Below are 25,414 nucleotides of genomic sequence, written 5' to 3'. Positions count from 1 at the left end.
TAGATTTTTGATTTTACAGATTATAATTGCAATTTTAATACCAATTTGTATGTCAATTAAAGACTCCCTTAAGAAAAGGGATAAAATACACAAAAAATAAATTTAGAACCCTCAGTTAATAAAAGAGGATTCTAAATTAGGGGCTTCTGTGTTAATGTTTAAAATATATTTATATTCAAAATTTTATGGTAGAATATCTATGCCAACGTTTTCTTATGTGTGTCAAATAAATCTATTATATAACCTATTTCTGTGTCAGGAATTATTAGCCCAAAATATTGTTCTATGATTTTCATTGACTGTTTGATAATTTCATAATCTTTCCTTTCTTTCTGTATTAATTTTCTTACATTTTTATATACAAGGGGACTATCTATTAACAGCCTTTCAATCATACAACTGCAATGAATAATATAGCCGATTTTCATACTGTCATCTGCTTCAATATTTTGTTTATCTATTATATAGTCAAAAGTCTGTTTAACTATATCGTAGGCCTTAACAGGATTTAAGAACGTTAAGGTTCTTTCCAAAATTTTTATATAAATATCCTTCTCATTTTCAATAACTACTTTCTCTCCATCAGAGTAATAGGTTTGTATGTTTTTATTTTCGGAATGTTTATCTTCCAGTACTATTTTGTTTAATTTTTCTAAGCCTTCGCCTACTATTATTTCATCCACAGGGATAAACGGAATACCGGCCTCCGGATTTAAAGAACCCACTATGGCCAATATTCTCTTGGATTTGTTATTCAATTCCCTTACGCATTCATTAAATTCGCTCATTCCAATAGGAATCAGCTCTATTTTCTTATCCTTGATGATAGGCATGTTATTTTCTATTAAATTTGCTATTTTAATCGCGCATCCCTTTCCCGATATACATACGGTTATAACAACTTCCTGCTGAGCATTTAATTCTTCCACTATATTATCCACTACATTTCTGCCGATATAGGGACAGACCGAATCCATTTCTTTTATAAGCTTTTTCAAAGTCATATCGGGAGTCATACACTTTCTTACAACTTCTAAAGCTAAAGGGGTGGAAACCATTTCAAAAGAATAGGTGTTTATTCCGGTTTTTTGGGTTATTATCTCAGAAAACGCAGTTAAGCTTCCCATATCCACCAGAAGAACAACTCCCTTACCCTCATCTATATTTCTCACCATCTCTGCAGTTTTTCCCAAGATATCTTTGACCTTTGCATCTAAAGGCATATCTATGGCTCTGCAAACATTTACACCAAGAAGTTCATTAACTACTTTTGCTATACTTGTGGCAGTACTGTCGCCATGAGATAATACTATGCAGCCAATCTTCTTTCTGCTGCCGCTGCTCTGGGAAAGAGTCGCCAAAAACATAGTTAAAAATCCTGCTTCCTGAAAAGGAATATTGATATTTAACTCCTCTCCAACTATTTTTGTCATTATCTTCGCTATTTTAAACTCTTGGGGATTATTTAGTGTTATCTGCTCAACATCTTCACTGTAATCCAAGTTACCGTTTTGAATTTTTTCTATTAATGCACTAAAGTGAAGGGCTAAACCTATAATAATATTATCCTTGATTTTTCTATTCAATTTTTGTTCGGCAACACTCGCTGCATCTTTAACAGCATTGTATACTCTCGGGCTCACTATCTTGAACAATTCTTCTTTGTCCGGAATTCCCTTTTCCGTATCGGATTTGTTTAATAAATTTTTTAGATACTCCTCTACTTCGGAACTCAATATCTTATTTACATCTTCTAATGAATAGCCATCTTCCAAATATTTGTTGTATTTTTCGGCCAATCTTTGATATAAATTATCCGATATCTGATAATTATCTATTAAAGCAAATTTTTCTTTTTCATAATCCGTGAATATACTAAAATTGTCTGCTCCAAATTCCATTAAATTTACTATTTCGTTTCTTCTTTTTTCTCCATTAAGAAAACCATTGTAAATATAATCGGGAAGTATAGGAGTATCAATCTCTATTTCATTCTTGCCAAAGGTTTTGTATTCCAAGAATCCCCTGGCACATAAAAGCTGTATATCCGCTTTTAGTTGTCCTATATTCCCATGGCAATCATATAACAAAAGAGCTTCCATTACATTTTTATAGACCTTTATGGGAACTTGAACATTCCTTACTTCTTCTTTAAAAAAGCATTTTATAAGCTCATATCTTTCAGATATAGGTCTTTGGGACAAAGACGGTAGATTTATGAGCATTGGGATCCTTCTTAAAAAGGTTTTCAAAAGAGCCGAATTGATATCCTCCGTTGTCGCACCTATTATTAAAACATTTGCCTCTCTGAAAGTTTCGGTTTCTCCCAGTCTGCGGTATTTATTCTTATCCATCAGTATAAAAAGCATTTCCTGCCCTTCAGGAGTCAATCTATGGACTTCATCCAGCAGTATTATGCCTCCCTTTGCTCTTTCTATCAATCCTTCTTTATCCTTTTCCGCACCTGTAAAAGCACCTTTTACATGTCCAAAAAGCTGAGACAAAACAAGCTGTGGATTTTCTGCGTATTCTGCACAATTAAATACAACAAGCTGAGCATCTTCCTTTATTTTTCTTACGGACAGAGCGTACTTATACATCATTTCCGCAAAAGTAGTCTTCCCTACTCCTGTAGGTCCTGTAATCAAAGTATGAAGTCCTTTAGGAGGATAAAGCACCGCCGCCTTAGCCTGCTTAATCGCTAATTCCAAACTCCCCTTTGAGCCAATCATGTTGCTGAAAGGATCCTTTGAATCTTTATTATTATCCTTATTCGAAATAACATTCATAAAATCATCATAGGAACTGAAAATCGTATTTGTTGAAAAATTCTTGTTGAATAGATCTTCAACAATATGCCTGTCCATAAAATAAACAGGCCTTCCTGTAATTTTAATAATCTTTCCTTCTTTAATCAAACAGTTTAGTTCTCTGCTGACATTTGATCTGTCTATATTCGTCATTTCCGCGATTTCTTCAGCCTCATAACCTTTAAAGCCTTTTTTTATCTTTTCAATGGTTATATTTTCTGAAAGCAATACCAACGCATTATAAATCTTCTCTTTTCTTGTCATGTTTTCATCCTTTCCAAAGGTCTCATCAGATAGAAAATAAACAGCGGAATTATTAATTTTCCAACAAATAAATTGTTAGGCCCCAAATTATCAAATTTTTACTCGCCGAATTTACCGTTTACAAGCTTTGCCAGCCCTTCAACTGCTTCTCTTTCGTCAGGTCCATCAGCCTTAACTGTAATCCTGTCTCCTTTAAAAGCTCCCATATTGAGTATACTCATTATACTTTTAGCTTTATACTCTTTTCCGTCTTTCTCCACCAATATTTCAGATTTATACTTTGCTGATTCCCTTACAAACAAACTTGCAGGTCTTGCATGGAGCCCCGCTTCATTTTGTAATGTTAATTCTTGTTTATACATGTCACAATCACTCCCATATTCTTTATAGTATTAATTTTAAAAACTAAATATTGATAAATTTAAACAAAAAACCTTATAAATATACCTATTATAATATTATATCGACAAAATTATTATCTAATAATATAACACTTTTGTCAAATACTCATCAACATTTGTTACAATATTATTTATGACAAATTTATGAATGATTTTATCACCCCCTTTGCTATATAATATTTTTTTATATAAAAATTAATTTTTCATTTCTCCCAAATAAGCTTCCTGTACTTTAGGGTTGTTAAGAAGCTCTTTTCCTTCTCCTTCCAATATCAATTGCCCCGTCTCGAGAACATATCCATAGTCTGCAATTTCCAATGCTTTTTTAGCATTCTGTTCTACAAGTAAAATGGTATTTCCTTGTCTGTGAATTTCCTTTATTATTTCAAAAATATCTTTCACCAATAAAGGAGCAAGGCCTAAGGAAGGTTCGTCCATCATCAATAGTTTGGGCCTTATCATAAGTCCCCTTGCTACGGCAAGCATTTGCTGTTCCCCGCCGGAAAGGGTTCCTGCTTTCTGCCAGGATCTCTCCTTAAGTCTTGGAAACAGTTCATACTGTCTTTCAATATCCTTTTTAATCGTTTCTTTATCGTTTCTTGTATATGCTCCTAAAATCAAATTCTCTTCAACAGTCAAGTTTGAAAATACCTTTCTCCCTTCCGGAACAAGAGATATCCCCATTTTAACTATATTTTTAGTACTTTTTCCTAAGAGTTCACGGTCATCATATTTTATACTTCCTTTTTCGGCTTTTACAAGCCCCATGATAGCTCTCAAAGCAGATGACTTTCCCGCGCCATTGGCTCCGATTAAGGTAACTATTTTATTCTGTTCAATATTTATGTTTATTCCCCTTAAGGCCCTAATTCCACCATAACTTACATGAAGATCCTTTACCGACAGCATTATTCCACCCCCAAATAAGCCTGAACAACTTTAGGATTATTTTGAATTTCCCGAGGACTGCCTTCGGCTATAGAAATGCCATAGTCAAGGACAAGTATTCTTTTACATATCCCCATAACAACCTCCATATGATGTTCAATAAGAAATATAGTTAAATCAAATTCATCTTTAATGCTCTCGATAAACTTCATCAATTCTTTAGTCTCCTGAGGATTCATCCCCGCTGCAGGTTCATCAAGAAGAAGTATCGAAGGATTCGTAGCCAGGGCTCTTGCGATTTCAAGCCTTCTTTGTTTTCCATAGGGCAGAGAATAGGCTTTTTCATCCTTTTCCTTCGTAAGCCCAACCCGTTCAAGAAGGTACATAGATTTTTCATACATTTCCCTTTCTTCTCTGGTATAGTTAGGTAATCTTAGAATGGACGAAAATATATTTGATTTAATTCTCAAATGATTCCCTATAAATACATTTTCAAGGACAGTAAGGTCTTTAAACAGTCTTATATTCTGGAATGTTCTGCAAATTCCCAGTTTTGATATCTGATCCGGCCTCAACCCGGTAATATTGATTTTCGATTTATCCTTAATAAAAGTAATTTTACCCTCTGTCGGTTTATACACTCCCGTGATTACATTAAATACAGTAGTTTTCCCTGCCCCGTTGGGACCTATAAGCCCTACAATCTCACCCTTTGTCAGTTCAAGTTTAAAACTGTTGACAGCCGTAAGTCCCCCAAATTTTACAGTCACATTATCTATTTTAAGCATAATCATTCACATCCTTTATTAGCTCTCTTTTAACAGTCCTTCTTTTCGGAATATTACTACTGCCATCAAGAGTACTGAGAAAACAACCATTCTCATCCCAGGTATTCCTTCGAAGCTTATAAAGCCTAAATTTATAGATTCATCCAAAAATCTCAATGCTTCCATCATAATTGTAATAATGACAGCTGCAACAGTAGTTCCCTTAATGCTTCCGAGACCTCCCAGCACTACTATCAGAAGGATATTAAATGTAAGGGGAAACCTGAACATATTTGGGTCAATAGTCCCAAGAAGATTTCCTAAAAGCCCTCCTCCTATTCCTGCAAGAAAAGATCCTATAGTAAAAGACATAATTTTGTGTTTAAAAAGATTTATCCCCATTGCCTGAGCTGCTATTTCATCATCTTTGATGGATTTAAATGCTATTCCATAGCTTCCCTTCATCAAATATTTCAACAATAATATAGTAAGAATTGCCATTCCCCAACTCCACCATACATTAGTGGTTGCGGGAATCCCCTTTAATCCTAAAGCTCCGTTGGTTATACCCTGCAAATTTGTAAACACAACACGAATTATTTCAGCAAATCCTAAAGTTGCAATCGCCAAATAATCATCTGTCAACTTTAAAACAGGTGCCCCTATAAAAAATCCCATCATTGCGGATACCAATCCTCCCATAAGAAGAGCCTGCAGAAAAGGCCATTCTACATTCGCCAAAAATGGTACTATCGGCTGCATGAAAAAATTCATTTCCTTCATAGCGGGAGGCATAGTAAGCAGAGCCGTAGTATAAGCGCCTATTGCCATAAATCCTGCATGACCTAAGGAAAAAAGTCCCGTAAATCCGTTAATAAGGTTCAAGCTTAATCCCAATACTACATATATACCGCACAGATTCAGTATTCTTAATTTATAAGGGTCAAGAGTTTTATTCAATATATATAAAATTACTAAAAATATACATATATATAAAATTGAATTAGATTTTTTCTTATACTTTTTCTTATATTTCATAGGCTACACCTTCTCCGTCATATTTTCTCCCATAAGACCTGTAGGCTTAAGAAGAAGTATTATTATAAGGAATACAAAGGAAAAAGCGTCCCTGTACCCTGTAAGCCCCGGAAGAAATGCCACAATCATTATTTCGCCCAATCCTAAAATGAAACCTCCTATTACTGCCCCTGTAATATTTCCGATTCCTCCTATTACTGCTGCAATGAAACATTTAATCCCGGGCATCATTCCCATTAGCGGCATTAACTGAGGGAATTTGGTTCCCCACATAATTCCTCCTACTGCTGCAAGAAAAGACCCTATTAAAAAAGTTACAGATATAATCTTGTTGATATCAATACCCATAAGGCTTGCCGCTTCATAATCCTTAGATAGAGCTCTCATTGCCATTCCTGTCTTAGTCCTCTTTGTAAAATAGTTGAGCAAAATGAGAAGAACGATTGTGATTGCAGGGATAATGAAAGTAACTCCTACTATAGATACTCCCCCTATTCGTACTACTGAGTTAAATATTGAAGGGGTAGGAAAAGCCTTAGGTCTGCCTCCAAATACTACAGTCCCTAAATTCTCTAAGAAGAACGATGCTCCTATAGCAGATATAAGGACCGTAATTCTCGGCGAATTTCTAAGGGGTTTATATGCGGCTCTCTCCAATAAAACGCCCAATAATCCTGTTATCACGGCAGATAAAATAAATACAAGCCACCAGGGTATAGACGTAAATACAAGACCATAATAAGTTATATACGCCCCAAGCATAAATATATCTCCATGAGCAAAATTTATAAGTCTTAATATTCCATATACCATTGTATATCCTATAGATATCAATGCATATAAACTGCCTAAGGATATTCCGTTAGTTAAATGCTGTAAAAAATCTTGAATACTCATATTCATATTTACTTCCCCCAGTATAGTTGTTATGGTTCTACCGTGGTCAAATACTTAAATTCTCCATTTGATACTTTTTTAATAACCGCACTCTTTACCGCATCTCCGTTTTCGTCAAGAGTTATATTTCCTGTAGCTCCGACAAAATCTTTGGTCGATGCTATAGCATCCCTTATTTTTTCGGGATCAGTGGAATTTGCCCTCTCTATAGCATCAAGAATAACCATATAAGCATCAAACCCTAATGCCGAGAAAGCATTGGCATCTTTATTATATTTATTTTTATAAGCCTCTAAAAATTTAGTAGACATTTCGGTTACAGGTGCTTCGGCAGTAAAGTGAGTGCTAAATACGGCTCCCTCAACAGCTTTCCCACCGATTTGAATAAATTCCGGAGCTTCCCATGTATCTCCTCCGAGAATCGGAATTTTTATTCCGAGATCTCTTGCCTGTTTAATTAGAAGAGCCGATTCCCCATAGTTTCCGGGAGCAAATATTACATCAGGGTTTAATCCTTTAATATTTGTAAGCTGAGCGGAAAAGTCCTGGTCTCCCGTATTATATGAAGTAACGCCTACTATACTGTTGTCATCTCCCGTAATTTTTTTAAACGCATCAACAAAATACTTACTTAATCCTACCGAATAATCTCGAGTTACATCCTGAATGATTGCCGCTTTTTTGGCGCCCAATTCCTTAAATGCATAATTTGCCATTACCGTTCCTTGAAAAGGATCGATAAAACATACTCTGAAATAATAATCATTGTTCAACGTAACTAAAGGATTCGTCGGTGAACAGCCTACTGCAGGTACCTTAGCATTCTTAACTATATCTCCTGCCGCCATTGACAAAGAGCTATCGTAACTTCCTATAATTGCTGCCACTTTATCCTTTTCAATCAACCTTGAAGCAGCGTTTGCGGCTTCTACTTTATCGCTTTTATTATCCACAACAACCAATTTTACTTTTTTGCCTAAAACTTCCCCCTTCATTTCATTCGCAAGCTTTATTCCTTCCACCGTCATCTCTCCCCCGGCTGCAGATGTTCCTGTCATCGGTTCAAAGACTCCTATCTTAATAACATCCGAACCTGAATCCGAGGCCCCTTTATTCTTCTCATCTGAGGAATTAGAACAGCCAAGAAGGGACGTAGATAATAATGCTACCACTAATACTAAAATTAAAATTTTTTTTAACATTTTACTCCTCCTTCTTAAAGATAATTACAGACACGTCCTTCCGACATGTCTTACAAAAAATTAAAAATAATTTTACTATAGTTCAAACTAAGAAGAATTATTTCATTTTATTAAATATTCTTAATAAAGAGTATATTATGATTTTAATAATTTGTCAATTTAAACTGTTAATCTATTAAATAAGCAGGATTTTTGATTTCTTTAAATATATATTCTCTATACAACTTGTCTGATGATTACTTTATTTTTAAAAAAAAGACCTGTAACACTAAATAGTTAGTGCACAGGTCTCTTTAAAATTAAAACTTTTCAAGCTAAAGCAAATTTACCGCTAAATCAGCCGCTACTCTTCCGTTATTGTATACCAGCTGAATATTTGACTTCAAACTGTCTCCCCCTGTTTCCTCCTTCACTTTGGAAAGAAGAAACGGGGTTACCTCTTTACCTTTTATTCCGTTTATCTCCGCTTCTTTCAATGCCTTCTCTATAGCTCTGTTAATCCTTATGTAATTCATTTCATACTTTTCGGGAATCGGATTACCTATTACTACTCCTCCCTGAAGTCCTAAATTCCATTTTGTTTTAATAATATTCGCTAATTCCTTTTCATCGTCTACTGTATAATCTACTCCAAAGCCGCTCTTTCTTGTAAAAAACGCAGGAAATTCCTCTGTCTTAAATCCTATAACGGGAACTCCGTATGTTTCAAGATATTCAAGAGTTAAACCTATATCAAGAATGGACTTTACCCCTGCGCACACAACTGCAACATTGGTTTTCGCTAATTCCTGCAAATCCGCCGAAATATCAAAAGTTCTTCCGGCCCCTCTGTGAACCCCACCTATTCCTCCTGTGGCAAATACTTTAATCCCCGCAAGATTGGATATAATCATTGTGGCTGCTACAGTAGTGGCTCCGTCAAGCTTTTCGGAAACAACATAAGGAATATCACTTCTGCTTACCTTCAGTATTTTTCTTGACTTCCCAAAATATTCTATTTCATCTTCCGTCAGACCTACTTTCAGTTTCCCTTCCAATATAGCAATAGTTGCAGGAACTGCTCCCCTATCTTTTATTATCCTTTCCAATTCCAATGCCGTCTCCACATTTTGAGGATAGGGCATCCCATGAGATATTATGGTAGATTCCAAGGCAACTATAGGCTTATTATTATCCAATGCATATTGTACTTCTTCCTCAATTTCCAAATATTTATTTAACATAATATGCCGTACTCCTTCCACAAACATTTCCCGCCCTACACTTATTACAGATTCTCCTTTTTAACATTACTATTAATAGAATATCATAAAAAAAAGCAGGAGGCAACTTCCTCCTGATTAATTCAGTTTCATTATATTTTATGAGATATTTCAATTTTTAAAAGAAATCTTAGAGTAAAATAATTCATTTTGCAAAAATTTTATTAGTTGGCCACTATCCCTTAATTGTTTATAAACTTCTAATTTTCTATTTTATAAAATTAATTCCTATATCTTTCCATATCAAGAACATTTAAATTTTCAATTAAATAAACTTTCTCATAATATTTCCCTTTTTTATTACCATTAATATCAATGACCATATAAAATTCATCATTATATTGTTCCGCTGAATTAGAGTACTTTTTTTTAATACGTTTTTCCCATCCTTTTAAATTCATCAGTTCATAGCTGGAAATTTTATATATTCCAAATTGTTCCTGAACATTTAAAACATCATCAATAAACCCTGATGGCGGAGTCTTGGTTTTATATTCTTCATCTTTCAAAGCAGATTTACTTTCTAAAGTAATAATTGTTAATCTTTCACCATACCATCCCGATTTACTCTTCGTATAATCTTTAACAACATAGTTGCTTAGCTGAATATCCGGTTGCCATCTATTTAAGATGTCATTGATACTTTTGTCAGTTTTTATTGATCTAATAAATTTTATAACAAATACTAATATTATAAAGCACAACACTATATATATAATGCTTTTATCTCGTTTATTTACCATTCAATCACCTTTCATTTTATGTAACTAAAATTTCCGCAGAAAGCATAGTGTACTGCATTTATAACTTCTGATTTAACTGCTGAAATTGATAATGATGAAATATTCTGTATTATTATACATAAAAAGATATCATCCTTTCTTTAATTTATTTGTTTTGACAACATATATTTTAATAGGATGATATCTTCTTTTCAATTATATATATAAATATATTCTATTTCCATACTGTAATTTTATGCTAACCTGCTTCTCATATCCTTATTTTATTATAGTACCGCTTTTCCCTACCAATGCCTCTTTTGCTTTCCCGAGGGATGCTATTATGGATTTCCTACCCGGTTTTGATTTAACAAATTTTACTGCCGCCTGAACTTTCGGAAGCATGCTTCCCGGGGCAAATTGTTTTTCTTCAATATATCTCTGCGCTTCTTCTACTGTCATGGTTGACAGGTCTTTTTGATTCGGTTTGCCAAAGTTTATTGCTACTCTGTCTACTGCTGTCAGGATCATCAGCACTTCTACGTCTAAATCCTCTGCAAGTTTTTCTGATGCGAAATCCTTATCTATTACTGCTGCTACTCCTTCAAGGGTATTATCATCTTTTTCTATTACGGGTATCCCTCCGCCTCCTACTGTAATTACTACTTGTCCGCTTTCTACAAGTCTCCTTATCGTTTCTATTTCTACTATTTTTTCGGGCTTGGGAGATGCTACAACTCTCCTGTAACCTCTTCCTGCGTCTTCAACCATTGCGTAGCCTTTTTCTTTAATTATCTTTTTGGCTTCTTCTTCTTTGTAAAAAGGACCTATTGGTTTAGTCGGATTTTGAAATCCTTTATCGTTCTTATCTACTACAACCTGAGTAACTATTGTTGCAACAGGTTTTTTTATTCCTCTTTTTACTAATTCATCTCTTAGTGCTTGCTGAATATGATAGCCTATCATTCCCTGGCTCATAGCTCCGCATACGTCAAAGGGCATAGCGGGTGTAACTTGGGCTGCATATTCATTCTGAATTACTATCCTTCCTACTTGAGGCCCATTTCCATGGGCTATTATGATTTCATTTCCTTTTTCAATCATGTCAACTAAATAAACCGCTGTGTCTCTTACTACTTTTAGCTGGGTTTCTGCTGCTGCCGGCACACCCTCTGCCTGCAGTGCATTTCCTCCCAGTGCTACTACTACTTTCATCAATATTACCTCCTGCTGCAATAATCTATTTCAATTATATATTTATATTAGTCTCCTAATGTAGCTACCATAACAGCTTTTATTGTATGAAGTCTGTTTTCTGCTTCGTCAAATACAACTGAATGTTTTCCTTCAAATACTTCATCTGTAACTTCCATTTCATTTAGACCGAACTTTTCATGTATTTCTTTCCCGACTTTGGTCTTCAAATCATGGAATGAAGGAAGACAATGTTCAAATATTACTTTTTCGTTTCCTGTCAGTTTAATCATCTCGGAATTTACCTGATAGGGCTTTAATAATTTTATCCTTTCTCCCCATACTTCATCAGGTTCTCCCATCGATACCCAAACATCTGTGTAAAGAACGTCTGCATTCTTTACTCCTTCGGCTACATTGTCGGTTATAGTTATCTTTCCGCCGCTTTCCTTGGCTACTTCTCTGCACTTGTTCAGTAAATCCTCTGCGGGGAATAGTTTCTTCGGTGATACTATTCTGAAATCCATTCCCATTTTGGCAGCGCCAATCATTAGAGCATTGGCTACATTATTTCGTCCGTCTCCTGAGTATACAAATATCATTTTATTATAAGGTTTGTTCAAATGTTCCTGAGCAGTCATAAAATCCGCCAATACTTGGGTTGGATGATCGGCATCTGTAAGTCCGTTCCATACCGGAACTCCTGAATATTTTGCCAAATCTTCAACGGTTTTCTGAGAAAATCCTCTGTATTCAATTCCATCATACATTCTTCCTAAAACTCTTGCAGTATCAGGGATAGACTCTTTCTTACCCATTTGGCTTCCTGTTGGCCCCAAATAAGTTACATAAGCTCCTTGGTCCTGAGCCGCAACTTGGAATGAACAACGAGTTCTCGTCGAGTCCTTCTCAAATAGCAGTACAACATTCTTCCCTTTTAACTTCGGCTGTTCTGTACCAGTATATTTAGCTTTCTTTAAATCCTTAGCCAAGTCAAGCATATATTGGATTTCTTTTTGAGAAAAATCCATTAAAGTCAAAAAACTCCTGTTCCTTAAATTAAACGACACAATAGCATCTCTCCTTTATATATTTTTATTATATATCTTCTCTTATAAGGGGCATACTCATACATCTTGGACCCCCTCTGCCTCGAGAAAGTTCGCAAGACGGAACAATATGAAGTTTAATTCCATATTTATCAAGAAGTTCATTGGTTATATAATTTCTTGAATAAACCACAACTTCTCCCGGTGCAATAGCCAAAGTATTGGAACCGTCATTCCATTGTTCCCTGGCTGCATTTATCGGATCCCCACCGCCACATCTTATAAGAGTAATTTTTCTGTTCAAATATTTAGTCAATATCTGTTCAAGGGTACCGTTTTCTTTATTTACTTTCAGCCCATTTTCCGATTTCTCATCTTTTGTTATTTCGTATACCGTTAAAGGCCCTTCAATTCCGGGATGAACAGTAAATTTATCATAATCTACCATAGTAAACACAGTATCCAAGTGCATAAAAGCTCTCTTCTTCGGAATATGGAATGCCAACACTCTTTCAAAATTAGTATTGGAATTGAAAAGTTTTTTAGAAACCTTTTCAATGGAGCGAGCATCGGTTCTTTGAGAAATACCTATAGCTAATGTCTTTTCGTTTAATATCAGCTCATCTCCTCCTTCCAATGAAGTAGTTTCGTTTCTGTTATACCAAAAAGGAATATTCATATCTTTAAATTTAGGATGATGTTCAAAGATATATTTTGTAAATATAGTTTCCCTGTTTCTGGTTTGGGTTCTCATATGATTCAAAGTGACTCCATTTCCTATAGCTGCAGCCGGATCCCTTGTAAAATATAAATTTGGAAGCGGGTCACATATGAAGGGATAAGAATCATCAATCATATCGGAAAGAGATGTTCTCTTATACTTTGGTACTTCATCCTTTCTGATTCCAGCCATCATTTTATCAACCATTTCCTTATTGGAAAATGTATACAGATATTCCCCTAAAGCCTCTTTTAACCCTTCACTTTCAATATTAGCTTCATCTATAAACTGATTTACAAAATTGAGTTTAATCTTTTCATCATACAGAGACTCTGCGGCCAATTCGGCAAGATAAAGAACTTCAACTCCGTTATCTCTTAAAGTTTTAGCAAATTCATCGTGTTCCTCTTGAGCAATTTTTAAATATGGAATATCATCAAACAATAATCTCTCCAAGAGATCGGGAGTCAAATTTTCCAATTCTTTCCCGGGCCTGTGAAGTAAAACTGACTTCAATTTTCCAATCTCAGAAGTAATGTGTAAAGATTTATTTTCCAAAATTGTCCCCTCCATTTATAAGTTATTCTTAATAAATTTTGTCGATAGATGTAAAATTTACAGCTTGATTATATATTACGGAAATATCTCTGTCAAACGTCTTTTCTCTGTTTTTATAGCTTTTACAATAGAGCCTAAGAATATATATTCAAATTAAAAGGTTATATATTCAATTATTTGGGAAATGATGGTGACGTTTTCTTTTTATAAATATACCTATAATTTATTTTTATGCAATTAATGTTACAAAAACTTAATACTTAATTAAATTTTATGTTTTATAAAAATAATAAGTTAATCAGAGGAAATACGTTTAATATTTACTTATATTTTAATTTTATCACAAGGAAGTATTTCTTTCAATGATTTTTTAAAATTTGAATAAATTTTCAATTTATTTTTGGAATAGGTATTAAGAACCACAAATTATCGTTATTAAATAGTAACATACTACTATTATTCCTTTTCTATGTAAATAATGTAATTTAAATACTAAAACTTATCGATAATAATAATATAAAAATAAAGGAAGTGATCTGATGAATACGAAAATGGAATCTCCTTATGAGCCATCTACCCATGAGCAGATTAAAGAATTTAAAGAAGTTACTATCCTGAAACTCAAGAAGGCAAAATTCGAAAGTGAAAAGCAAAAATTTATAGCATCATTAGGAGCAATTTCTTATGAGAAAGTAAAAAAAGGAGAAATTACAGATCCGGACATTATTACAATCTCTGATCATATAATAAAATTAGATGAAAAAATAGATGAAATATCCGATAACATATCCAAAAATAAAAAATTATTTTATAACTCATAGGGAAATCCTGCTTAAATGAATTTCAAAAAAGGCATAAACTTTAAACTTAATGTCAAAGTTTATGCCTTTTTGACTGAAAATTAGGTTTTTCCTTATTTATTTCATCAATTCTGATATCTAAATATTTCTACAATAAAAACAAAAATCCTCTTAAAATTATAATTGGTATGTTAATTAAATGTAAATTTTTATATAAATTTTATTTTATGTTTCTACATATTTCCCGGGAAAAAAACAATAAAAAAATAACTTAGCCATATTGCTAAGTTATTTTTCCCTCAAAAAACACTTTCGACATAAGGGTTCATAATCTTTGTCAGCACCTATCTTTATTCTTTCTTTTCCTCCGGATTTTCTATGGCTTATCCACGCATCGCCTCCGCATTTTACACAGACGGCATGATGTTTATAAAGATAATCCGATATGGGCATTAATTCCTTGACAATTTCAAAGGGTTTCCCCGTATAGTCCATGTCCAATCCTGCCACAACTACCGTAATCCCTTTTTTTAAAAACCCATTTATGCTCTCTACTATATCGTCTATCTTTCCGCCTAAAAATTGAATCTCATCTATCGCAATCACATTAGGATTAAATTCACTTAAATATTCATTTATTTCCTCAATGTTTTTTACCGAAATAGCATTTATAGATGTATGGTCATGAGTAACTATTTGGCTTTCAGAATATCTGTTTTCTATAGCAGGTTTAAAAGCGACAGTATTATATCCTGCAATCTTAAATCGTTTTACATCATTTTCCAAATTTGATGTTTTTCCCGAAAACATTGATCCTGTATGTACAATAAGTTTTCCACTATATTGATGCAATCTTAAACCCCTCCTTCAACTAAAAATAATTATAACATAAAATATAGAGATCAGTTATAAGAAAAAGAAAGGGCAGAGAAAAAATTTCTCGCCCTTTCCTGAATTGACTACTTAAAATATATCCTTAGGTTCTACAGGATTTATAGGATTAGTTGGATTACTTGGTAATGTGGGTTTTATCGGTTGCCCGGGTTTCACAGGTTTCAACGGATTTCCTGCTCCTCCGTCAGGTGCAACTACATTAACTCTACCATTTGCAGTAGCAGTTAATGTAGTTCCGTCAGTACCGGTATATGTTACTTCTACTAATATACCGCTCACTACTGTATTATTAGGAGCTGTCCATGTCCCTTCATAATACCCCGGTGATACTTCTCTCATTGTAACCATAACTGATTTATTTACATTATAGCCTGGGAAAGCCATCCTGAAGGATGCTGCTCCGCCTTCTCCGCTTCTGAAGCTTACGGTCAATGTTTCTCCCCATTCTAATGTAACATCCTGTGATGGTTCTAAATCTACTATACCTTCTTCTTCATCTTCTCCTATATTGATTCTCCCGTCTGCCGTAGCTGATACCTTATTCCCTGCTATATCTGTAAATTCCACTTCGACTATAAGCCCACCTGCTCTTACATCCGGAGCTGTCCATGTTCCTACATAGTATCCTTCTTCTACTTCTTCCATCGGTATCATACTGCTTTGGGTTGAATTTTCGCTTGGGAATGCTACTCTGAAATATCCATGTCCGCCTGCTTCACTTCTGAAACTTACGGTAAGAGTCTCTCCTTCTGTCAGGTTAACATCTTCCGAAGGTTCTAAATCCGTTATAACAGGCAGTTCGTTTCTAACGATAACTCTTATTGAGCTTTCGGTAATATTGCCTGCCAAATCATAAGCTTTTACGTTAAATATATTCTCTCCTTCATGGATTATCTCTTCAGAATGGAAAGCTCCTTCTACAACCGGAACATTCTTTTCGTTTATTTCCAATCTTCCGAAATGAGCATCTGTAGCAGTTCCTACTATATCCACTACTCTTTCATTTGTTACTAACCCATCTGCCGGTGCCGTAATTATCAATTCCGGTGCAACTTTATCCTTTATTACGGTCTTTCCTGCTGATGGTTCGGTTTCTTTTCCGTTCATTTCCGAAGTTGCCGTAATTATACTTTCATCTTCAGTCAAGGTTACTTCCTTGCTGAATACCTTATTTACAGCATTTACTTCGTCAATTTTAACTCCATTTGCATATATATTTACTTTTCCGTCTGCCGTTACTGTTCCTTCTACTAATATGGTATCAGTATTTATATAGTTAACTTCTTCCAAATTAGTAATCACAGGAGTGTCAACGGAATATTCCATCCTTGCTCTTATCATCAATCCGCCGGCTATACCTTCATCTGCTAGAGGACTGAATGTATCTCCTACATACAGATATGATCTGTCTTCATATGGACTTGCTTCATCTATTCCTGTTCCAGGTGAAGAAGTTCCTACTACAGCCTGATAAGTTGCTACGAAGAAATCTCTGTCCGTTGAGAATCCAAATTCCGATAAATCAATATAGTTCCATTCTCCTCTTACTACATTAACCATCTTAGGCTGAACATCAAGTTTTACAGGATTTCCGTTCTCATCCGTATCATACAAGGTTATTCCTATTTGAGTTCCTCCCGGACTTGGCCAGTCGGTTCCCCAGAAGAATATGTTTGCTCCTTTTACTTTTCCGTATTGAGACGGAGTCACTCTTATTGCCAGACCGTTACCTGATGCATTTAATACAAGAGCATTTTCAGCCGTTCCGTCATCGTAAACTATTTCTTCTTCATAGCCTACGAATCTCTTCAACGGTACCTCTATCTCGGTAGTTTCATTTCCTGCTACTGTTACGCTTACTTCTCCCGGTTCAAATCCGTCTGCTATTACCTTAAGAGTATAATCTCCAACGTATACGTTCGGTATTGTAAACTCTCCGTTTTCATCGGCAGTAACAACTGGTACATTCGGATCTTCTTTAACTCTTATAGTTGCAAATGGTGCTGGATCGTGAGAATATCTATCAAATACTCTTCCTACTATAGTTCCTTTAGGCATTTCTTCCAATACGAAGTTATTCTTAACTGTTTGATCTTCTTCCAAATGAACCTGAGCTTCTGCAGGATAGAATCCATAAGCTTCTGCTCTTAATGTCCATGTGTCGTCCCCTTCATTAACAGCATGTTTCAATTTGAACTTTCCGTCCACAGGATTAGTCCTTGCACTTCTTCCTGTTTCAAGAACGGTTACCACTGCATCAACAGGTAATCCTGTTGTTACTGAAGGAATGGATTGAACTTCATTATCACTTATAGTTTCGTATTTTACATTATTAACTGATTGTTTCGTTTCCAAATTGAGATCGAATGGTTTTTCCTCAATTTCTTTCTTTGGAGCAGTCAAGTCAACATCAAGTCCTAATTTCTTTCTTTCTGCCGGTTTTACTTCCGGTGCAGGCTCGTCAGACGAATCAATCATAACATAATCTATATACCAACCTGCTTTCACAACAGAAACGTCGGTAGTCAATAGGAATCTGATTTTAACTGTTTGCCCTGCATATGAAGAAGGCAATGGAAGTTCAAAATCAGTCCATGTAGTTCCGCTTCCTGTTATATATCCTGTTCCTGGAAGCAAATTCGCCCACTCAGACCACTCTTCACCATTCTTCTGAGATATTTGAATATATGCCTTGTCATAATTGTTCTCAAATTCATACCATTGTCCAACAGTTAATACGCTGTTTTGGTCCGCAGGTAAGTTAATTTCAGGAGATTCTATCCAGCTATTACTGTAATTAAGGTAAGTTCCCGCAAGACTGGTAGCCCAAACTTTTTCACCATAGAATCCTGCTCCGGGACCTGATGTAGGTATTCCCCACTCCCAGCTATTATTATCTCCGCCGGTTGTAAAGCCTCCATTATCAGCTTCAAAATCAGTCAAGAAAGTATAATCTCCCAATGCCGGTACTTCTATAGTCAACGGAAGTGATAATTCACTTTCATTTCCCGCATAATCATAAGATGAAACTTTATAATAATATGTGGTCTCCGGTAAAATATCCCTGTCTCCATAAGAAGTTCCTGAAGTCTCTCCTAAAGCTATATATTCTCCGTCTATTAAATCGGAACGGTAAACTTTATATCCCGCTATGTCATTATCGGGGGCTGCATCCCAATTTAATGTTACGGTATTCAATATAAATCTGCCGGTTAGATTAGCCGGTGCAGATGGAGCCACTTCATCAGTTGCTATAAGCCTTGCATCATCCAGATACCATCCTGCTTTTTGTACAGACCCGTCTGTAGTCAATCTGAAAGCTATGAATACAGGATTAGGTGATCCTATATATTCATTCAAGTTTATAACAATTTCCTTCCACTCGGTTTGTGTACCCGTATAGGTAGGCCCTGCCTGAGTCCATGTTTCTCCGTAATCATTTGTCACATATACAAAACCTTTGTCAGAATTGTTTTCCATATCATACCATTGATTTATTCTGAATTGTGCAAGATTCAATTCCGGATTTCTTAAATCCAACGGTACCGATATTAAATAATTATCTCCGTTGTTGGAATAATTTCCGCTTAAGTTTGTACCTACAAGTTTGGTTCCGCTCAATGGGGCAGGCCCTATACCTTCTGCAGGTTCACCCCACTGCCAGTCTCCGTCTAATATCCAACCCGACGGGTAAGTTTCAAAATCTGTTATATATTCATCAGGTACAACTCCGAATTTAACTTCTACATTGTATTCATCCGTAGCTACTACGTTTCCGTCATAATCTCTTACCTTTATCTTGTATGAGAATCCGGGTTGTTCTATTATATCGGCAGTTATAGTTCCTACATATTCTCCGGATTTATAATCTCCCGATGTCCTCATCATAGGCAGTGTTATCCAATATGATCTTCCTGTTACCTTTACAAGCAGCTCTACATCAGTAATGGAAACATCGTCTGAAATTTGTGCACTTATGTCTATATCAGAACCTACATAAGCATCAAATACTTCTTGTTCATGAACTATTACAGGATTTTCTAAATCTTCTCCTTCTTTTAACACCTTGCCTTCTATTATTCCAGTACCGCTTGCTACTCTCGATACCGCTTCAAAGGCATCTATGAGCCCATATCCGTAACCATTGTTAGGATGTCCCGGGTCATCATTATCTTCCAATGGTACTGCCGTATCCTTCAACAGGTTTTCTACATCTTCTATTGAAAGAGAATTATTTGCTGATAATATCAATGCTGCAGTTCCTGTAACTGCCGGCGCTGACATACTTGTTCCACTCCATCCGCTTTCATATCCCCCTGGTACTGATGAACGGATGTTTACTCCAGGAGCCGAAACTTCAGGTTTTAAATTATCATATGGCCCTGGGCCTCTTTGTGAAAAATCAGCCTTAACATTGTTTATATCTGTTGCTCCTACAGCAAAACTTTCGGGATAATTTGCCGGTGCACTCACTGAAGCTGGAGGTGCCGCACTGCCTTGTTGATTCCCTGCTGAAAACACAGGAAGTATTCCGGCTGCTCTCCAAGATTGTACCATAGGCCTGAACCACTCATCTAAACCTGAGCCTCCGCCCCATGAGTTGTTTATTATATCCGGCGTTTTTGTAGCGTCTCCGCCGGGTGCCAACATCCACTGTGCTGCGGCTAATATGTCATTATCATATCCTCCGTCAGGAGTAAATGCTTTTGCTGTTATCCATTTCGCTCCCGGTGCCGCTCCTACTTTGTTGCTTCCATCCGGTTCTTGACCTAATATTGTCCCCAGAACATGAGTCCCGTGAGGAATAGTAGGTTCATCAACAGGCATCGTAGTTTCGTTTATAGGATCAAACCAGTTCCCGTCAGGATTTGTTGTACCGTCAGCATTATATCCTCTCCATTTTGCCTGAAGTGCAGGATGATTCCAGGTTGCCCCTGTATCTATTGTTCCTACAACAACTCCGGTTCCGTCTACTCCAAGATCCCATGCTGCATCTGCATTTATTCTCTCTATATTCCATTCTACTCCATCTTCATTTGCCTGAATTTCCCCTGATGTAATTTCAGGCTCATCCAATTGGATAAGTTTATTTTCATATATTTTCTCTACTTCACTCATATAGGAAATATTCTCTATTACATCTTTTGTAGCTTTTACATAAACTCCATTGATTATATAATAGGGTTTATATTCTGCTACATTTCCCTTTTCCTCTTCCTGAGCCAAATACTTCAATAACTTTTGTTGAGTATCTTCTGCATTATCCTTTAGAGCATTGATTACAGCTTTTCTTACTTCAATTTTAGTTTTATATGGAGTTAATGCCGATGAAAGTTTACTTTCGGCTTCCTTGGCAACTTCCATACTGTCTACTTGGCTCTTCATATAAACTATGGCTTCTGCATAATCCCCCTGAGAAATGGAATCAATAAAGTTATCTTCTATCTTATTAACTGATTCCGTTTTTAGTTCTTGCTTCACGGAAGAAACCGGAAGAGAAGAACCATTTTCTGCAAAAGCCGAGAATGAACTTAGAACCATTAAAAGGAATACTGAGATAGCAATTCTTCGTTTTACTTTTCCCTTAATACCCATTTTTTTCTAATCACTCCTAATCCCCTTTATTTTAAAAGATATTTGCCCTTACTATTTAGAACCTCCTTTCTTATATATTTGGCATCTATCCTTTAAGCAAATTAAATTTAGCTTAAGATGTCATGAGTCTATAATTATGTAATGTTAAAATCACAGTTTAAAGTTATGTTCATATAAACATAACCTTAAACCCATACAACTCTATGTTTTATTCGGCAAATATTTTCTTTATGCATTTTATATAAATCTTTTTAACGAGCAGTGAATTAGAAATGAATTTTCTTCTGTGAAATATTTTAATATTTTTATTATTCTATGTCTTTAAAAAAAATCCTTCTTCTTTACAAAAAAAAATTTAATATTTTGAAAAAAATTTTTTTTGATACAAAAAAATGAACAAAATCGTCATTTTATACTATAAAATCCTAATATTTTTTAACCCATAGAAAAATTATATTTCTTTTAACTTATATCTGAACTAAATAGGCTTCAAAAAAGGCTTCATTAATTTAATGTTTTAATGGAAGCCTTTTTAGGAATCAATTCTTATTAAACTATTTTTATAACTATATAAATCAACAGAAACAGTATTTCTGCTCTATACATTATTTCTATAGTCCTTATTATATCCTTCTTTTCCAAAACCTTTGTTTTATCTCCTATAGTAGGTTTTTCAACTAATTCTCCCGAATAATAATTATTTCCCCCTAATTGAATATTCAAGAGTCCCGCTGCAGCTCCTTCAGGATAAGCACTATTAGGACTTTTATGATTTTTTCTGTCCCTAAACATTATTTTGAACCCATTTTTCACGTCAAACCTGAAAACAGAAGAAATACACATAAGTATACCGGATAATCTTGAAGGTATCAAATTAAACAGATCATCATTCTTAGCGGGAAAATACCCTATATCTTTATATTTTTCATTTTTATATCCCAACATAGAATCCATAGTATTCACCATCTTGTACATCATTCCCCCGGAAGCTCCAAATATCATTATATAAAAAAGAGGCGCTATAACTCCGTCGGAAGTATTTTCCGCCACAGTCTCCACATCCGCTCTGATTATTTCCCCTTCATCTAAATTCTTTGTATCCCTTCCTACGATATAGGAGAGTCTGTCTCTTGCCTCGTCTATTCCTCTGCTTAAAGCATCGTATACCTTCTTTGCCTCAATATGAAGACACTTAGCAGATATACAAGTATATATAAGGTAAATATTAACGATATGGTAAACCATATTATATCCTCTGAGGACTTTTAATAAAAAATAAGGAACAAAAAAACCTATTCCCATATTTATTATAACAATAAGAAATCCTCCCACTTTAAGTCCTATATTGCTTTTAAAATACTTTCTTACAATCTTTTCCTCATAATAAATAATTTTACCCATAAATTTCACCGGATGAGGAAAATTATACGGATCTCCCAGTAAAAAATCAACTATTACAGCTAATATCATGTCCTGCAACATAATCACCTTCATTTTAAATTCGTTCATATAAAAATATATTAGCATATAAACCTATATTGTTTCAACAAACACGCGGGGACGGTTCTTCTGTGTCAAAGACACAGAAGAACCGTCCCCGCGTGTTCCCTTGCGTTTGCTCGATAAATATGGAACAAATGTTGAGATCGCTTAATATATAACTTAATGAAGAAGTCTTCTTCATACTGCATAGGAGGAAATTAAGATGAGTTCATATATAGAAAGATTATTCAAATCAGTTAAAGACGGGAATGACCATAAAAAAGAAGAACTTTTAATGAAACTCAAACCCTTAATTATAAAAAGTATCAGAAGATATTGCAACAAATTCTCCCAATATGAGGATTTAATCCAGCAGGGATATGAAGTAATTCTCAAGGGAATAGACAGCTTTGATGAAAAAAGAGATGTAAATTTTTTAGGATATATAAAGATGCTCCTTAAATTTCATTATCTCAAGAAACTTAAAGATAACTATAAGGAAAAAAGAATATTTTCTTTGAACGAGCATATCGGGGAAGAGGAAGATGAAATGTTGGATTTGATTCCAAGTATGGACAAATCTCCCTTAGATAAAATTTTAGACAAAGAAGAAAAAATACATTTAAAAAAAGCAATGAGCATATTAACTAAAAGACAAAGAGATGTAATCTTTTATTATTATATAAAAAACAAAAGCATAAGCGAAATATCCGATATTTTGAAAATATCATATAGGACTGTGATAAACACCAAAACAACCGCATTAAAAAAATTGAAAAAACAATTGTAAATATTTTTTATCTCATATAATAAATAAAGGACAGGTAAAAAACAGTCTACCTGTCCTGACTTTATCCTCTCAGATACAATTACTTGCTCCACTTTAATGCTTTTCTTATATTCCCTTCCCTGTTTAATATTCTTTGAGCTTCCTTGCTGTCTATGTTTGCAAGAATCATTACTATTACAAGTTTCACGTCATAATTATTCTCTTCCAATACTTTTTGTATATATTCTTCATCTGCATCGGTTACCTGTTTAACTATTCCTTTTGCTCTCTTCACGAGTTTTTTATTTGATGCTTTTACGTTAACCATTAAGTTGCCGCATACTTTCCCAAGTTTTATCATCACTCCCGTAGAAATCATATTTAATACGAGTTTTTGTGCCGTTCCCGCTTTCATTCTTGTAGAACCGGCTATAGCTTCAGGTCCTACAATGGGAGTTATCATAACATCGGTAAACCGGCTCATAGGAGTCTCTTTTATACAGCATATGCCTGAGGTATAAGCCCCTATCCCTTTTGCATACTCCAGGGCACCAATAACATAAGGAGTTGTCCCGCTGGCGGCAATCCCCACTATAGCGTCCTTTGAAGTAATATTTTTATCCTTTAAATCTTTTTTTCCTCCACTATAATCATCTTCGGCCCCTTCGGCAGAAATCCTTAGGGCACTGTCCCCACCGGCTATTATTCCCTGAACTAATTGGGGGTCGGTGCTAAAGGTCGGGGGACATTCGGAAGCATCCAGCACTCCCAACCTTCCGCTGGTTCCTGCTCCTATATATATAAGTCTTCCTCCATTCTGTAATCTATTTCCAATTTCATCTACCGCTTTAGCAATATTGGGAATCTCTCTTTCCACCGCATAGGCCACTTTTTTATCTTCATCATTTATTTTTTTTAACATATCTTCTGTAGAAAGCAAATCAATGTCCATTGTATCAGGATTTCTTTCCTCAGTAATCGCCTTTTCCGTATTCAAAATTTCATCTCTCCTAAATCTGAATTTTTCTTCATATCTTGCTTAAGTATAATCTTCTTTTATACTGAAACGGCTGCAGAAGCCAGATTATTTATCATCTTTCTCAAACCTATCAGCTTCATATTATTTCTATCGGGATGTACCCTGTTTGTGAGAAGAACAAAACCAAAATCTTTATCTATTAATATGGATGTCCCTGTAAACCCCGTATGATATATGGCATTCTCCGAAGCCAAGTCGCAATAAGAAAAACCTCTGTTAATCTGCCATCCCATCCCTCGGCTTTCATTCAAGTTTTCAGTAAATGAATGAGTCATAAGCCTGATACTTTTATAATTCAATACATTCTTTTCTTCATAAAAACCATTCCGTATAATTGTCTTTACAAAATGAGACAGATCTTCTGCAGTAGAAAAAAGACCTGCATGTCCCGATATTCCTCCCATAAAATAGGCATTTCCGTCATGAACCTTTCCCTTTACTATTCCTCGTCCTTCCTTTTTTTCAGTAGCGGCACATCTTTTTATCTTTTCTTCTCCGGGGTTAAACCCCGTATCCTTCATGCCGAGAGGAACAAATAATCTTTCCTTAATAAATTTTTCAAGAGATCCTGTTGTTTTTTCTATAACAAATCCCAGAACCATAAACCCCAAGTCGGAATATTCAACCTTAGAACCTGTAGCGTAAACCAAATCAGCATTGCAAACCTGATGGATCAGCTCGTATTTGTCCTTACATTCCTCATAATATTTTTTAAGACTCGGAAGACCTGATGTGTGGGTTAATAAATTCAAAATTGTAATATCGTCGTGTTTGAACTCAGGTATAATGTCCTTAATTTTAGTACTTAAACTTACCTTTCCGTCTTCCATTAAAAATAAAATCCCCGAAACAGTTCCCACTACCTTAGTTAGTGAAGCAATATCATATATGGGATTAGGTTCCAAAGGTAATTTATCCGGCATTATCTGAGAAAAACCAAGAGAATTTATATGGGATTCATCCTTAGTAACAACAGCATAGGAAACTCCCGGAAACACCCTTTTATCGATACAGTCTTTCAAATAATCATCAAGAAGATCTATTCTGTGCTGAAGAATCATA

At 35.1% G+C, this 25,414-nt stretch carries 19 protein-coding genes; 2 read left to right on the top strand and 17 right to left on the bottom strand.

Features of this window, described 5'->3' with window-relative positions:
• Positions 1–197 precede the first annotated feature (197 nt).
• The 12 genes from EQM13_RS03000 to arcA all read right to left on the bottom strand — a co-directional run bounded on the left by EQM13_RS03000 (position 198) and on the right by arcA (position 13,788).
• Positions 198–3,074, bottom strand: coding sequence for a sigma 54-interacting transcriptional regulator (locus tag EQM13_RS03000; protein WP_071139564.1), 2,877 nt, complete (start codon positions 3,072–3,074; stop codon positions 198–200).
• Positions 3,075–3,172: 98 nt separating this feature from the next.
• The gene (locus EQM13_RS02995) at positions 3,173–3,436 is read right to left on the bottom strand and encodes an HPr family phosphocarrier protein (RefSeq protein WP_071139563.1); all 264 of its coding nucleotides are present in this window, start codon (positions 3,434–3,436) and stop codon (positions 3,173–3,175) included.
• 234 nt (positions 3,437–3,670) lie between these two features.
• Positions 3,671–4,384 carry an ABC transporter ATP-binding protein gene (locus tag EQM13_RS02990; protein WP_128751915.1) on the bottom strand — a complete coding sequence of 238 codons (714 nt, stop codon included), beginning with the start codon at positions 4,382–4,384 and terminating at the stop codon, positions 3,671–3,673.
• Positions 4,384–5,151 (bottom strand): ABC transporter ATP-binding protein, encoded by a 768-nt coding sequence (locus EQM13_RS02985; RefSeq protein ID WP_255417537.1) that lies wholly within the window; start codon positions 5,149–5,151, stop codon positions 4,384–4,386. Before EQM13_RS02985 ends, EQM13_RS02990 begins: the two co-directional genes overlap by 1 nt.
• Positions 5,152–5,169: 18 nt before the next feature.
• Entirely contained in the window at positions 5,170–6,168 is a 999-nt protein-coding gene (locus EQM13_RS02980) for a branched-chain amino acid ABC transporter permease (RefSeq protein ID WP_128751914.1), read from the bottom strand.
• Positions 6,169–6,171: 3 nt separating this feature from the next.
• On the bottom strand, positions 6,172–7,071 hold the full coding sequence (locus tag EQM13_RS02975; RefSeq protein ID WP_234958842.1) for a branched-chain amino acid ABC transporter permease: 900 nt from the start codon (positions 7,069–7,071) through the stop codon (positions 6,172–6,174).
• Positions 7,072–7,094: 23 nt separating this feature from the next.
• Positions 7,095–8,267, bottom strand: a complete 1,173-nt coding sequence (locus EQM13_RS02970; RefSeq protein ID WP_128751913.1) for an ABC transporter substrate-binding protein — start codon at positions 8,265–8,267, stop codon at positions 7,095–7,097.
• A 314-nt stretch (positions 8,268–8,581) separates the two neighbouring features.
• Positions 8,582–9,490: a pseudouridine-5'-phosphate glycosidase gene (locus tag EQM13_RS02965; protein WP_071139558.1), complete on the bottom strand. Its 909-nt coding sequence runs from the start codon at positions 9,488–9,490 to the stop codon at positions 8,582–8,584.
• 260 nt (positions 9,491–9,750) lie between these two features.
• A complete protein-coding gene (locus EQM13_RS02960) occupies positions 9,751–10,272 on the bottom strand; it encodes a hypothetical protein (protein ID WP_114219641.1) in 522 nt (173 codons plus the stop codon).
• A 258-nt stretch (positions 10,273–10,530) separates the two neighbouring features.
• Entirely contained in the window at positions 10,531–11,469 is a 939-nt protein-coding gene (gene arcC / locus EQM13_RS02955) for a carbamate kinase (RefSeq protein WP_234958840.1), read from the bottom strand.
• Between the two features lie 44 nt (positions 11,470–11,513).
• On the bottom strand, positions 11,514–12,515 hold the full coding sequence (gene argF, locus EQM13_RS02950) for an ornithine carbamoyltransferase (RefSeq protein ID WP_083381822.1): 1,002 nt from the start codon (positions 12,513–12,515) through the stop codon (positions 11,514–11,516).
• Positions 12,516–12,543: 28 nt separating this feature from the next.
• Complete coding sequence (gene arcA / locus EQM13_RS02945) at positions 12,544–13,788, bottom strand: arginine deiminase (RefSeq protein ID WP_206172789.1); 1,245 nt, start codon at positions 13,786–13,788, stop codon at positions 12,544–12,546.
• A 524-nt stretch (positions 13,789–14,312) separates the two neighbouring features.
• Between arcA and EQM13_RS02940 the strand changes: the two genes are divergently transcribed.
• Positions 14,313–14,594 (top strand): hypothetical protein, encoded by a 282-nt coding sequence (locus tag EQM13_RS02940; protein ID WP_128751912.1) that lies wholly within the window; start codon positions 14,313–14,315, stop codon positions 14,592–14,594.
• Positions 14,595–14,861: 267 nt separating this feature from the next.
• Here EQM13_RS02940 and EQM13_RS02935 read toward each other — a convergent pair whose 3' ends face one another.
• The 3 genes from EQM13_RS02935 to cbiB form a co-directional block, all read right to left on the bottom strand.
• Positions 14,862–15,425 (bottom strand): thymidine kinase, encoded by a 564-nt coding sequence (locus EQM13_RS02935; protein ID WP_071139554.1) that lies wholly within the window; start codon positions 15,423–15,425, stop codon positions 14,862–14,864.
• Between the two features lie 111 nt (positions 15,426–15,536).
• On the bottom strand, positions 15,537–21,062 hold the full coding sequence (locus tag EQM13_RS02930; protein ID WP_128751911.1) for a S8 family serine peptidase: 5,526 nt from the start codon (positions 21,060–21,062) through the stop codon (positions 15,537–15,539).
• A 549-nt stretch (positions 21,063–21,611) separates the two neighbouring features.
• On the bottom strand, positions 21,612–22,571 hold the full coding sequence (cbiB, locus tag EQM13_RS02925) for an adenosylcobinamide-phosphate synthase CbiB (RefSeq protein ID WP_240662989.1): 960 nt from the start codon (positions 22,569–22,571) through the stop codon (positions 21,612–21,614).
• Positions 22,572–22,767: 196 nt separating this feature from the next.
• Here cbiB and EQM13_RS02920 point away from each other — a divergent pair, with 196 nt between their 5' ends.
• Complete coding sequence (locus EQM13_RS02920) at positions 22,768–23,334, top strand: sigma-70 family RNA polymerase sigma factor (protein WP_071139552.1); 567 nt, start codon at positions 22,768–22,770, stop codon at positions 23,332–23,334.
• A 79-nt stretch (positions 23,335–23,413) separates the two neighbouring features.
• On the opposite strand, the gene murQ is transcribed toward EQM13_RS02920, so the two are convergent.
• Both murQ and EQM13_RS02910 read right to left on the bottom strand, forming a co-directional pair.
• A complete protein-coding gene (gene murQ, locus EQM13_RS02915; protein ID WP_128751910.1) occupies positions 23,414–24,310 on the bottom strand; it encodes an N-acetylmuramic acid 6-phosphate etherase in 897 nt (298 codons plus the stop codon).
• Between the two features lie 59 nt (positions 24,311–24,369).
• A complete protein-coding gene (locus tag EQM13_RS02910) occupies positions 24,370–25,413 on the bottom strand; it encodes a serine hydrolase domain-containing protein (protein ID WP_128751909.1) in 1,044 nt (347 codons plus the stop codon).
• Position 25,414 lies beyond the last annotated feature (1 nt).

Source organism: Acidilutibacter cellobiosedens (genome assembly GCF_004103715.1).
GTDB classification, from domain to species: domain Bacteria; phylum Bacillota; class Clostridia; order Tissierellales; family Acidilutibacteraceae; genus Acidilutibacter; species Acidilutibacter cellobiosedens.
Note: the sequence above shows the minus strand (reverse complement) of the source record. Positions and strands in the feature narration are given on the sequence as shown.